The organism is Cohnella hongkongensis (assembly GCF_042654645.1).
Taxonomy (GTDB): Bacteria; Bacillota; Bacilli; order Paenibacillales; family Paenibacillaceae; genus Cohnella; species Cohnella hongkongensis.
The window spans coordinates 112,144-125,154 of record NZ_JBHSEP010000020.1; the positions used below are offsets into that span (position 1 = coordinate 112,144).

At 61.4% G+C, this 13,011-nt stretch carries 9 protein-coding genes; 7 read left to right on the forward strand and 2 right to left on the reverse strand.

Going from position 1 to position 13,011, the window contains the following annotated elements; all coding sequences use genetic code 11:
- Window positions 1–34: 34 nt before the first annotated feature.
- The gene (locus ACFO3S_RS22005) at window positions 35–322 is read right to left on the reverse strand and encodes an STAS domain-containing protein (protein ID WP_378100475.1); all 288 of its coding nucleotides are present in this window, start codon (window positions 320–322) and stop codon (window positions 35–37) included.
- A 188-nt stretch (window positions 323–510) separates the two neighbouring features.
- Here ACFO3S_RS22005 and ACFO3S_RS22010 point away from each other — a divergent pair, with 188 nt between their 5' ends.
- From ACFO3S_RS22010 to ACFO3S_RS22040, 7 genes are all read left to right on the forward strand, one after another.
- Window positions 511–1,404, forward strand: a complete 894-nt coding sequence (locus tag ACFO3S_RS22010) for an AraC family transcriptional regulator (RefSeq protein ID WP_378100477.1) — start codon at window positions 511–513, stop codon at window positions 1,402–1,404.
- 41 nt (window positions 1,405–1,445) lie between these two features.
- On the forward strand, window positions 1,446–3,002 hold the full coding sequence (locus ACFO3S_RS22015) for a response regulator transcription factor (RefSeq protein WP_378100479.1): 1,557 nt from the start codon (window positions 1,446–1,448) through the stop codon (window positions 3,000–3,002).
- A 7-nt stretch (window positions 3,003–3,009) separates the two neighbouring features.
- Window positions 3,010–4,755, forward strand: coding sequence for a sensor histidine kinase (locus tag ACFO3S_RS22020; protein WP_378100481.1), 1,746 nt, complete (start codon window positions 3,010–3,012; stop codon window positions 4,753–4,755).
- Between the two features lie 299 nt (window positions 4,756–5,054).
- A complete protein-coding gene (locus ACFO3S_RS22025) occupies window positions 5,055–6,437 on the forward strand; it encodes an ABC transporter substrate-binding protein (protein ID WP_378100483.1) in 1,383 nt (460 codons plus the stop codon).
- Between the two features lie 17 nt (window positions 6,438–6,454).
- Entirely contained in the window at window positions 6,455–7,411 is a 957-nt protein-coding gene (locus ACFO3S_RS22030; RefSeq protein ID WP_378100485.1) for a carbohydrate ABC transporter permease, read from the forward strand.
- Window positions 7,408–8,211: a carbohydrate ABC transporter permease gene (locus ACFO3S_RS22035; protein WP_378100487.1), complete on the forward strand. Its 804-nt coding sequence runs from the start codon at window positions 7,408–7,410 to the stop codon at window positions 8,209–8,211. The genes ACFO3S_RS22030 and ACFO3S_RS22035 overlap by 4 nt, the downstream gene beginning before the upstream one ends.
- Window positions 8,212–8,325: 114 nt before the next feature.
- The gene (locus ACFO3S_RS22040; RefSeq protein WP_378100489.1) at window positions 8,326–11,316 is read left to right on the forward strand and encodes a glycoside hydrolase family 2 protein; all 2,991 of its coding nucleotides are present in this window, start codon (window positions 8,326–8,328) and stop codon (window positions 11,314–11,316) included.
- Between the two features lie 89 nt (window positions 11,317–11,405).
- Here ACFO3S_RS22040 and fabV read toward each other — a convergent pair whose 3' ends face one another.
- Entirely contained in the window at window positions 11,406–12,602 is a 1,197-nt protein-coding gene (gene fabV / locus ACFO3S_RS22045; protein ID WP_378100491.1) for an enoyl-ACP reductase FabV, read from the reverse strand.
- Between the last annotated feature and the right edge of the window lie 409 nt (window positions 12,603–13,011).

Consider the following 13,011-nt stretch of genomic DNA (forward strand, 5'->3'; position numbering starts at 1 on the left):
GGAGAGCCCCCCTCTGCTGTTCTCTTCGCCCCGATCAGAGCAGAATTCCGGTCAGACGAAGACGTTCCCGGAGCCAGGCCGGAGCATCGTGGAAGGAGACGCTGGAGCGGCAGTCGGATGCGATCTTCTTGACAGCCAGCAGCAGTCCGAGTCCCGAGCTGTCGATTTCCGTCACTTCGCCGAGATGAAAGGAGATGGCGGCGGAGCTCGCCTGAATGAGCGGGAACAGCTGCTGACGAATCGAGGTTGCCTCTTGAACGCCGATCGCTCCGGATAGAGTGACGGTGATTCGTTCATCCTGATCGGTAATTTCAAAGCCCATTCGCGCACCTCCAAATCGACGGCAACGATCATACCTATCTATACCGTATCCGCCATTATTTTTCTGTGACATTCCTCACAACGCGCCCGGGAAGCCGAGTATCCGCCGGCATTCCGTCTTTGCCGATTGACGAATCGCCCGTCATGATGGATGATATTCTTATTTATAAGCGCGAAGGAGGAGCTGCCGTGAAGGAGCTGCTGAAGGCGGACGGCTTCGAAAGCGAGCTGCTGTTCGTCCTGCCCGAGTATTGGCAGAAGGAGCTGGCCGAGTCCGAGCTGACCCGACAGCTGTTCGTGAGCGACATCGGATATTTCCCCCGGGCTCTTTACCATTATCGGGAAAGACCGGAGGGCTGCGACGCGCATATCGTCATGCTGTGCGCCGAAGGGGAAGGAGAGATCGTGCTGACGGAAAGCGGTTCCAGAACGAGGCTGACCGCGCGCCATCTCTACGTGATTCCGGCCGACACGCCGCACCGGTACGGCGCTTCGGAACGCGATCCATGGAGCATATACTGGTTTCATGCGAAGGGAGAGCATGCTGCGGCGCTCATCGGCCAGTACGAGCTGGACCGCGGGGCGCTGCCGCTGCCGATCGGCGCGTACGGTCAATTCGTCGAGACGTTCCGGCAGTGCTACGATCTGCTGGTCGACCGGACGTACGCCATGGGCGTGCACACTCACGTCAGCCAGACGTTCCGGCATCTGCTCAGCGGCATCGGCATCGCGACGGAGTCGGCGGCGAGGGGACGGAGGAAGGACAACGGCCTCGAGAAGGCGCTTCTGTATATGTCCGAGCATCTGGGCGAGTCGATCAAGCTGTCCGACCTGGCCAGGCAGGCCGGCGTGTCCAAGCAGCACCTGATCTATCTGTTCAATCAGGAGACGGGATTTCCGCCGATCGAGTATTTTCTGCGGATGAAAATGCAGCGCGCCGCCCGGCTGCTCGATCTGACCGATCTGGGAGTGAAGCAGATCGCAGGCGCGGTCGGGCTGTCCGATCCGTATTATTTTTCCCGGCTGTTCAAGCAGATGATGGGACTGTCCCCGACGAAGTATCGGCAAATTCCGAAAGGTTAAGAGAATGGCGAGCAGCAAGAAGGGAAAGGAGGGGCCGACGGATGAATCCGGTAAAAGTGATGCTGGTGGACGACGAAGTGCTGGCGATCGAGCATATGAGGGGATTGATCTCCTGGCCGAGTCTCGGCTACGAGATCGTCTGCACGGCTACGAAGCCGGCGGAGGCGCTTCGGCTTGCGCGGGAGCATCGTCCGGAGCTGGTCATTCTGGATATCGTCATGCCCGGGATGGACGGGCTGGCTCTCGGCAAGGAGCTGATTGCGGAAGGAACGGTGCTGAAGGTCGTGCTGCTGACTTCCTATAAGGAGTTCGAGTACGCCAAGGAAGCGTTGAAGTTGGGAGTGTCGAACTACTGGGTCAAGCACGAGATGGACGGGGAGGCGGTCAAGCGCGAGCTGGGAGGCTTGCGGGAGGAGATCGAAAGGGAACGGCGCGCCAGGAAAAACGACAGGGGCAGATTGCTGGTCGACTGGCTGGGCGGCAGAGAGCTGTCGGACGAGCAGTGGAGGATGGCGACGAGCGGGCTCGGCAGCAGGTTCGACCGTCTGCATCTGCTGGTGCTGCAGCCCGATCGGCCGTTCCCGGCGCTGCCGGAGGCGTCTTCGGCAGCGCCCCGGCTGCCTTCGGAATGGCCGGAGGAGGAAGAAGAGGGGCTGCTGGCCGCGGTCCGCTTCCTGGAGGGGCATTATGTTCTCGTCTATGGGGACAGCGGCTCCAGGGGAGAGGGGAAAATGCGGGAGACGATAGAGCGGAGAACGGCGGAGGGCCAGCGGATGCTGGAGCGTCTGACCGGCTCGACGGTATCGGCGGCGACGGCGTACGGGCTGACGAGCCGGACGGAGGTGCCGGGCAAGCTGGCCGATGCTTTGAAGCTGCTGGAGCGGACGATCTTCTACGGTCCGCGTACCCTCTTCCGGCTTAACGATCTGTGGCGGGAGGAGCCGGCGGCCGGCTCCCGCTGGGATTGGGAGGAGGAGGCTGCGGGCATTCGAGAGCGAATTGCCGCTCGGCAATATCGTGAGGCGGCCGAACGGCTTGCGGCTTCTCTCGCTCGAGCGGCCGAGGAGAAGGACCCGGCCGCCCTCGCCGGCCTGTGCCGGCAGACGGCCGCCGCTCTGGATCGCGGCCGCGCCGCCAGAGGACTCCCCTCTCTCGCGCAGGCCCGGACGGGAGAGCCGGGCGAGAAGACGGATTGGACTTCGCTGGAGGGTCTTCGCGACTGGCTGCTCGCGGAGACGGAGGCGCTGGCCGCCGCGGACGCTCCGCGCTCGTCGATGTCGCGGAAGGTCCGGCAGGCGCTGGAATATCTGGAGAGACACTATGCCGATCCCGATGTCGATACGGATACGGTCGCGCGCGATATCGGCCTGAGCAGGGACCATCTCCGCCATGTGTTCAAGGAGGAGACGGGCAGCACGGTGCAGGCCCGGCTGACCGACATCCGCATGGATCGGGCCAAGCGGCTGCTGGACGAAGGAGCTTTGAAGGTGTATGAGGTCGCCGAGCGGGTCGGGTACCGCAACGGTCAATATTTCAGCCAAGTGTTCCGCAAGACGACGGGCATGACCCCGCTCGATTACATGGAGAAGCGCAGGTGAACGGACGATGCGCATGAAAATCCGCACCAAGATTATCGCCAGCACGGTGCTCGTCGTTTCGCTTTCGCTGATCGTGAGCGGCTTTTTCATCTACGACTATGCCAAGGGCATCATCCGCGAGCAGTCGATCAAGGACAGCCGCACGAAGCTGGCGCAAATCTCGTTTCAGCTCAAGAAGATCCAGGAGCAGGTCGTCAAGACGGCGGAATACATCGTTTCCGACGAGGAGATGACCAAGCTGATCTACGCGCCGCCGAGTTCGAGCGTGGAGGAAAACTATTTTCGCAAGCAGGCGGTTCAGGAGAAGCTCGGCCGGTTCGTGGCGCTCAGCAACTTTATCCTGAACGTCGTGATCGCCCCGCCGAACGGGGAAACCTACTCGAATTACAGCGGCTACGAGGAATATTTCGCCGATTATTTGAAGCAGGAGTGGTTTCTGAAAATGAAGGAGAAGCGCAACGGGTACAGCGAGCCGCATCCGTTCTTCTTCATCAGCGGCAACCGCCAGGCGTTCAGCTACGTGGTCAAGTATCGGCCCATCGGGCAGCAGCCGGCCGAGGACAGCTACCTCGTCATCGATATTGCTTACTCGGAGCTGGCCAACGTGTTCCTGCAGAGCGCGCAGGACTTCGAGCAGATCGAGCTGTTCACAGGGGCAAACGAGCTGCTGCACGCCTCGAACGCCAGTCTGCCGGAATCGGACCGCATCTTCATGGCGGAAGCGCTCGCCTCCGGGGAGACGTTCGCCGAGGACGGCAAGCGGATCGTGCTGACCGACGACGCGATGAACCAGGGCTGGAGACAGGCGGCGCTGCTGTCCAAGAGCAAGCTGTTCGAGAAGATCAACCGCATCTTCTTCTTCTATCTCGTCATCATCGCCACGGGCATCGCCGTCACGCTGGTCGTCATGCTGCCGATCATCGTCAATCTGACGAAGCCGCTCATCCGGCTGACGAACGCGATGAAGCGGGTAGCCGTAGGCGATCTGGGGACGAGCGTGCGCATCCGCAGCGGCGACGAGCTGGAGATTCTCGGCAGCGGCTTCAACCGGATGGTCGGGGATCTGAAGGGGCTGATGGAAACCTCCGTTCGGAACGAGGCCGTGAAGCGGCAAATGCAGATCGACCTGCTGATGGCGCAGATCAATCCGCATTTTCTGTACAATACTTTGAATACGGTCATCTACTTGTCCCACGCGGGCCGAGGCGGGGAGGCGGCCGAGGTGACGCAGGCGCTCATCGCCATCCTCCAGGACACAATCAAGACGGGGGAAGGAGCCGTCCGCGCGCCGCTGGCCGAGGAGAAACGGATCGTCGACAAATACGCGGTCATTCAGCAGACGCGGTATCCCGGCCGGTTCCGGCTGGAATGGGAGGTCGAGGAGGCGCTGCTCGGGCGATCGGTTCCCCGGATGGCGCTCCAGCCGCTCGTCGAGAACGCGATCGTGCACGGCATTATTCCGTCGGATCGGGAGAAGGGGACGATCGTCGTGCGGGCGTACCGGGACGGTGAAACGCTCCGCCTTGAAGTGGAGGACGACGGACGAGGGATGGACGTTCCGGAGGAAGCGTGGACGGTGCGCGTCGGCCGGGGGCCGGAGCGCACGCGAGGCATCGGTCTGTCCAACATTCAAGAGCGGCTGAAGACGCATTTCGGCGAGGCTGCCCGTCTGGAGACATTCAGCGAGCCTGGCCGCGGCACGCTTGCGAGAGTGGTGCTGCCATGGAGTGATTCCGAAGAGCGAGCGACCTGACCGCCGGATTTTATACGAAATCGCCGTTTTGACCGATTACGGAGCATGAGGCCCCCGGGGTACGATAACGGTGCAAGCACTTACAGTGCGCGTTCAAAAAGTCCGGTTTTCAGCACCGAGAAGGTTGAAAGAAGCCCGGAAATGAGGAGCGGAGCGTAGTGGAAGCTACGTGAGCACCGGAAGTTCCGGCTGAATTCAAGATTCGATGTCGAATAGACTTCCTGCGAATACATCGTGATCAAAAGCGGACTTTTTGAACTACCACTTACAACCATCTTTCTTGGGGGGGACTTACCATCGTGAACAACAGAAAGCTTAGCAAACGGGTGGGCGGTTTCACATCTTTGGCCCTGCTGGCGGGGCTGCTCGCCGCTTGCGGCGGCAACGGCAACGGAGGAGAGGCTTCTCCGTCGGCGTCCGCGCCTTCGGCATCCGGCGGCTCTTCGCCCGCTGCATCGGCTCCGGCCGATCCGACGCAGCTCAGCGGCACCGTTAAGGTGTGGGACTGGGACGAAGCGTTCCAGAACGGCATGATCCCGGAGTTTAACAAGAAATATCCGAATATCAAGGTCGAGGTGACCGTCGTCAACCCGAACGATTACCTGCAGAAGCTGCAGAGCGGCATCGCCTCCGGCTCCGACGTGCCGGACGTGATCTTGGGCGAGGAAGCCTATCGCGGCAAGCTGTTCGACCTGGATGTGCTCGACAATCTGGAAGGCGCGCCTTACAACTTCGACCGGAGCAACTTGCTGGACTACACGATTCCGTTCATCTCCAACTCCCGGGGAGAAGTGGTGGCGGTGGATCAGGCCATTACGCCGGCCGGCTTCGCTTATCGCCGCGACTTGGCGAAGGAGTACTGGGGCACCGACGATCCGGCGGAGCTGGCGAAGATGCTGTCCAATTGGGACGATTTCATCGCCAAGGGCGTCGAATTGAAGGAAAAAAGCGGCGGCAAGGTGCTGATGTTCCCGGGACTCGGGGACGCGTTCCTCGTGCTGAGAAACCAGAATACGGTGAACTACGTGAACGGCAGCGAGGTCGATCTGACCGCGAAGCTGCAGCAGCCGATCCAGACGCTGTTCAAGATGCGCGACGCGGGCATTCTCGGGAAGAACGAGCTGTGGACGCCGGCCTGGTCGGCGTCGATGGCCAAGGGCGAGTTCATGTTCTACCCGATGGCTCCGTGGGGGCCGAAATGGCATATTTCCGCGAACGACCCGGAAGGCTCCGGCCGTTGGGGGCTCGTCAAGGCGCCGGAGGTCGGCTTCGCCCGCGGCGGCACCGCCGTCGGCATCTACAAGGACAGCAAGGCGAAGGAAGCGGCATGGGCGTTCGTCCAATTCGCTTACCAGTCCGAGGAAGGCTCTCTGTACAACTTCCAAACGTTCGGCAACATGACGAGCAACAAGGCGTTTTACGAGAAGCAGAAGGCGCTGTTCGAGGCGCCGGGCGCTTACGACGAGTTTTTCGGCGGGCAGAACCTGTCGCAGTACTTCCTGCAGGAAATTATTCCCGACATGAAGGGCCAGCCGCAGTCCAAGTACGATTCCGTGGTGGACGGCGTATTCAACGCGCTGTACCCGCTCTGGACCAAGGACGCGTCCATTACGGCCGACGCCGCGCTGGAGAAGTTCAAGGCCGAGTTCAAGAATAAGGCGTCCGACGCGACCGTCAAGTAATCAACGGAGAACGGGGGATGAACGTGAACGCGGAACGCATCGACGCCATGCCCGCCGCATCCCGCAAACGCAGATGGGGGCCACGCATGTGGCCCTATCTTTTCGCCCTGCCGTTTGTGCTGACCTATGCGGCGTTTCAACTGTATCCGATTCTGTACTCTTTCGTGCTCAGTCTGCATGACTGGAACGGCATAGGGGCCAAGACGTATATCGGCTTCAAAAACTACGTCCAGCTGTGGACGAGCGATCCTTTGTTCATCAAGTCGCTCTGGAATACGCTGCTGATGATGCTGATGTTCATCCCGCTGACCCTGATCCTCGGGCTCACGCTGGCCTATTGGACGTTCCAGCTGACGCGCGGCAAACGGTTTTTCCAGACGATCAACGTGCTGCCGTACATTACGACTCCGGTCGCGATCGGGTTTATTTTTTCCTACATGTTCGATTGGCAAACGGGGCTGGTCAACCTGCTCCTGACGAAATTCGGCATTTTGGAAGAGGGCTTTTACTGGCTTCAGGACCCTTGGGGTTCCCGGGCGATCATCGCCCTGATGGTGATATGGCGCAATCTCGGCTATTTCATGATTATTTTCATGGCCGGCATGACGGTCATCCCGCAGGACGTGTACGAGGCGGCGAAGGTGGACGGCTCCACGGGGCTGCATACGTTCTTCCGAATCACGATGCCGCTGCTGCGGAACATCACCGTGTTTCTCGTCGTGACGTCGGTGATCGGCGGCCTGCAGCTGTTCGACGAACCGAAGCTGCTCTACGGCGGCTGGTCGGGCTCCCCTCAGGTAGGCGGACCGGACAATACGGCTCTTACGATGATCTGGAAATTCGTGGACGAATCGTTCATTTCCAATACCCGCTTCGGCTATGCTTCGGCGATCGCTTATTCGCTGTTCTTGCTGATCGTGCTATTCTCCGTCGTTAGCTATCGTCTGACGGCGCCGAAGGAGGACAAGCGATGAAAGCTCTCATGTGGATCTGCCTGGTCGTCATCTCGCTGCTTTCGTTGTTCCCGTTCTATATCATGATCGTCATGGGAACGCATTATAACGAGGATTTGTTCAAGGGCATTCCAATCTTACCGGGAAGCTACGGGCAGGAAAATCTGAAGACGGTGCTGCAGGCCGACTTCCTGCACGTCTACGGCAATAGCCTGATCGTGTCCGTCGCTTCCGTCGTTCTGGCGACGCTGACGAGCACGCTGATCGGCTACGCGGTGGCAAAGTTCGAATTCAAGGGCCGCAAATGGCTTCAGACGTTCGTCATCCTGACGATGATGGTGCCGACGCAGGTCGGCTTGATCGGCTACATTATCGAGATGAGGCATCTCGGGCTGGGCAATACGCTGTGGCCGGTCATTCTCGTCTGGGCGGCGTTTCCGTTCGGCGCCTTCTTCATGATCCAGTTTATGCGCGATTCGATTCCGAACGATCTGCTCGAATGCGCGCGCATCGACGGCTGCTCGGAGCCGGGCATCTTCGTCCGGATCGTGCTGCCGATCATGAAACCGGGTCTGGCGACGCTGGCGACGCTCGTGTTTCTATGGTCGTGGAACAACTATTTGCTGCCGCTCGTGACGATCAACAAGTCCGAATGGTATACGCTGCCGATCTTTATCTCGAATCTGGGCATCGTGCACAGAACCGACTATGCGGCGCGGATGGCCGCGCTGACGATGACGACGATTCCGGTGCTGATCCTGTTCATACTCGGCTCGAAAACGTTCATGAAAGGGCTGACCGCGGGAGCGGTCAAGGGCTGATCCGGGGCGGCGCTTGCGCCGCCTTCTCGTCGTGGCCGTGCGATGTCGGGGGCAGCGGCGGAGAACGGTCTAGCCCCGGAAAGTCGTCACATAGGAAAAAGGGAGGAACAACCGATGAGTAGACGGGAGATTCTGCTGGACGGGGAATGGCAGTTTCTGCTCGATCCGGAGGATCGGTATAAGATCGAGCCTCCGGAAGCCTCGGCCTTCACGAGCCGAGCGATAAGCGTTCCCGGCTCGTGGGAGGAGCAGGGCTTCGGGAGCGGGCCAGCGCTGCGGCAGATCGATACGTGGACGAAGGTTCGCGAGTACGTCGGGGCCGGCTGGTACCGGAAAACGGTGCGCATCGAGCGGGCGGACGAAGGGAGGCCATGGCGGCTGGAGCTGGCCGGCGTCCGCTGGACGACGGAGGTGTGGGTGAACGGGGCGTTCTCCGGGACGAGAGACAGCTTGTCTGTCGCCCATCGGTACGATCTTGGCGAGGCTTTGGTTGCGGGCGAGAACGAGCTGCTCGTTCGCGTGGACAATCGAATGCGGCTGCCGTTGGCGGACAGTCATATCCATACTCGACATACCGCTACCGAGTGGGGCGGCATTACGGGAGGGGCGCGGTTAACGGAGCTTCCGCGCCTTCGCCTCGGACGGGTGCAGCTGACGCCCGACCCGTCCGGCGGGACGTTCCGCTGCCGGATCGAGGCGATCGTCGGCCCGGATGCGGAGCGGACAGGGTATACGGTTGAGGCGCGCTTCCGCGCTCCGAACGGCGGGGGCGTATTCTCGGCGTCGGCGCCCGTCGCCGCCGCCGGGGAGACGGAGCTGGTCTGCGCGCTGGGCGGCGCCCCGGCCTTCTGGTCCGACCGGAATCCGCAGCTGTACGAGGCGGAGCTCCTGCTGAAGCGGGACGGGGAGACGGTAGACCGGACGGTCCGGCGCACGGGCTTGCGGCTGCTGACCGCCTCCGGCCAGCGGCTGGAGCTGAACGGCAGGCCGGTCTGGCTGCGCGGCTATGTCGATTGCTGCGTATTCCCGCTGACCGGCTACCCGGTCTGGGACAAGGCGCACTACGAGCGGCAGTTCCGGATCGTTAAGTCTTACGGCTTCAACCATGTGCGCCTTCACGGATGGAACGCGCCGGAGCCGTTCTGGGAGGCGGCGGACGAGGCGGGCATGCTGGTGCAGACGGAGCTGCCGCATTGGTCGGCGCACTATCAGCCGAGAGGCGGGGAGCCTCCTGCGGACGTGGACTCGTTCCTCCAGGCGGAGCTGGAGCGAATCTACGAGACTCTGAACGCCCATCCGTCGTTCGTGCTGTTCTCGCTCGGCAACGAGCTCGTTGAGGACAACGGACACGAGAGGCTGAACGAGCTGGTCCGACTTGCGAAGAAGCTGGACCCTTCGCGGCTTGTCACCGACAATACCGGCTTCGGACAGCTCCCGGAACAGGACCGGGAGGGAGATTTCTTCATCCCTTCGTTCAACTGGCACGTTCCGCTCAAGACGGAGGAGATTGCGACGCCCGAGACGAACCGCGATTTCTCCGCCGTCGCCCGGCTGACGGATAAGCCGGTGCTCGGGCATGAGCACGCGCAGTTTACGATGTACGCGAGGCCGGAGGAGAAGATGAAGTATACCGGCGTGCTCCGGCCAACCTGGCTGGAGACGATCGAGGAGACGCTGCGGGTCAAAGGGCTGGAGGAGCGAGTCGGCGAGTGGATCGAAGCGACCGGCGTTCACCAGGCGCGCGCGCTGAAGGAAGCGATGGAGCGGGTGCGGCGGACGCCGGGGGCGGCGGGCGTGCAGCTTCTGGACATCCGCGATTTTCCGGGCCAGGGCCATGCGACGACAGGGCTGCTCGACGTGTTCTGGGACAGCAAGGGAACGATCGAGCCGGCGCGCGTTCTCGACTTCAACGGCCCGACCGTTCTGCTGATGGCCTGCGAGGGGCGGACTTTGTTCGCCGGCGAGACGATGGACGTACGCGTGCTGCTGTCCCATTACGGAGAGGAGCCGGAGCTGAGCGGTCGCGTCGGCTGGCGGCTTCTTCGCAAGGGGCACGCTTCGGCGACGAGCGAGAGCGGTACGGACGAGCCAGTCGGCGGTACGGCGGAGCCAGTCGTCGGTACGGCGGATCAAGAACGGGGCGATGCTGCGGGTAGGGCTCGGAGTGGCGCTGCGTTCGCGGGAAAAGCTGCCGGAAAGAGCGGATGGAGCGGACCTGAACCGCTGGTCCTTAACGAGGGCGAACTGGTTGTGGCCGGGACGGCGCGCGGCAGCGTGGAGGAGATCGGAACGGTGCGGATCGGCCTGCCTGCGGGAGCGGAGGCATCCGAGCTTGTGCTGGAGGTCTGGTGGGCGGATCAGGAGCGACTCGCCGAGGACCGGGACATTCGCAACGAATGGTCGTTCTGGTCGTTCCCTCGGGTTCGCTACGAGAACGCCGAGTCGGTCTGGAGCAGCGTGCCCGCCTTGAAGACCGCTCTGTACGGCGCTTCCTTCGAGCCGAACGCCAAGTTCGATCCGTTCTCGTATCCTTCGCAGCGAGGCGTGCGGCTGGCGATTGTCGAGCGGCTGACGACCAATGTGCTTCAATATCTCGTCGGAGGCGGACGGGTGTGGCTGCTCGCCGGGTCGAGCGAGCTGTACGATGCGCCGATGACGAAATATTTGCCGGTGTTCTGGAACTATCTGATGTTCTCCGAGCAAGCCGGGGGCACGATGGGCGCTCTCGTGCGCCCGCATCCGGCACTCGGGCGCTTCCCGCACGACGGCAGGTCCGATTGGCAGTGGTACCAACTGTTCAACGGAACGCCGGCCGTCTGCCTGGATGCGGTTCCGGAGGTCGAGCCAATCGTCGAGATCGTCGACAACTTCAACCGGGCAAAGCGGCTGGCGAGCGTGTTCGAGGCTCAGGTCGGGCAGGGCAAGCTGTTCGTCTCGACGCTGGCGTTCCGTTCGCCGCCCGACTGGAAGCGTCCCGAGAGCGCGTTCCTGTTCGGAGAGATGCTGAACTACGTGCGGAGCGACGCCTTCCGACCCGAGGCGCGACTGGCCGTAGGACAGCTGCTGGGCATGTTCCGTCTCCGGGGCATTCATTCCTTCCTATAGAAGCTTCGAACGAGGGGACGATTCCCGCCCTCCGTTGACGACAAGAGGCGGCCCTGTTCCCAAGGGCCGCCTCTTGCTTGCGTTCCGACTTAACTTATATTCGGAATGTCGACGTTCGGATCGACATCGGCTTCGTAATCGATGCCCTCCGTCTCGAAGCCGAACAGCTGGAAAAATTCGCGCCGATAGCCTTCCAGGTCGGTCAGCTCGTAGATGTTGGACGTCTCGATGCGGCTCCAGATGTCGGCTACTTCTCTCTGAACGTCCTCCCGCATTTCCCAATCGTCGATGCGGATACGGCCTTCCCCGTCTACCGGAACGTCCTCCGCATTCGGCGAATACAGGCGATCGGCGAACAGGCGGTACATCTGCTCGATGCAGCCTTCGTGAATGCCCTTCTCCTTCATCACCTTGTACAGCGCCGAGATATAGAGCGGCACGACCGGAATCGCCGAGCTGGACTGCGTGACGAGCGCTTTGCCGACCGTGACGTAGGCGCGGCCGCCGCCGGCCGCCAGCCGCTCGTGCAGCCGCTTGGCCGTCGCTTCGAGATGGTCCTTGGCTCTGCCGATCGAGCCTTGGCGGTAGATGGCCTGCGTCAGCTCCGGTCCGATATAGGAATAGGCGATCGTCGTGGCGTTCGGAGCGAGCGCGCCGCCTTCGCGCAGAGCGTCGATCCACAGCTGCCAATCCTCTCCGCCCATGACGTCGACGGTGCCTTGAATCTCCTCCTCGGTCGCCGGCTCCAGCGTCACCAGGCTGACCTCGCCGTCGTGGAAATTGACGGTTTTGTTCGTGTAGGGCTGTCCGATCGGCTTAAGCACCGACGTCGACGTCTCGCCCGTGCGCGGATTCGTCCGGCGCGCGGTGGCCACGCTATAGATAACCAGATCGACCTGGCCCAGCTCCTTGCGGATCAGGTTGACCGCTTTGGCTTTCGTCTCGTCCGCGAACGCGTCTCCGGTGACGCTGAACGATTGCAGTCCGGTTTCCCGGGCCGCCGTCTCGAAGGCCGCGGAATTGTACCAGCCGGCGGATGCGGTTCTTCCTCCCGAGCGTTCGCCCGGCCGGTAGACGCCCACCGTGTTGGCGCGCGCCCCGAATGCGGCGACGATGCGGGCCGCGAGACCGTAACCCGCCGAAGCGCCGACGACAAGGACGTTGCGAGGGCCCCGAATCGCCGGCCGGGCCTGGACGTACTCGATTTGCCGCCGGACTTGCTCCGCGCAGCCTTGCGGGTGAGCGGTCGTGCAGATAAAGCCGCGTGTTCTTGGTTTAATGATCATATGTGCGTCTTGTTCCCTTCTATGCTCGATTGCCATAACGTTTATTTTAACGAATTTTCGAGCAAACGGAAACTGTGCGTCCGAATCGACAGGCTCCACGCATCGAAATTCCATCTATGCGTTTATTCGTGTGAAATCGAGCCTATTGTGATCCATATACAGATTAATCGATACGAACTTCCCTTTTTCGCATTACAGCAACGGAATGGCTCTAATGCAACTTGTCATATTCAGGCTCTGAGGAGCTGTCGATAATACGCCTCAGCTGTCGTCCCAGATCAGTGGCGTCAGCAGTTGCTCAGACATCCATCGCGTTTGTTCTTTGAGCTCTTCCACCACTTCGGTCTGCGGTATTCCCCGTTCTCTGAAATGATGGAGATGACCAAATAAAAACGCATAAAACAAATTC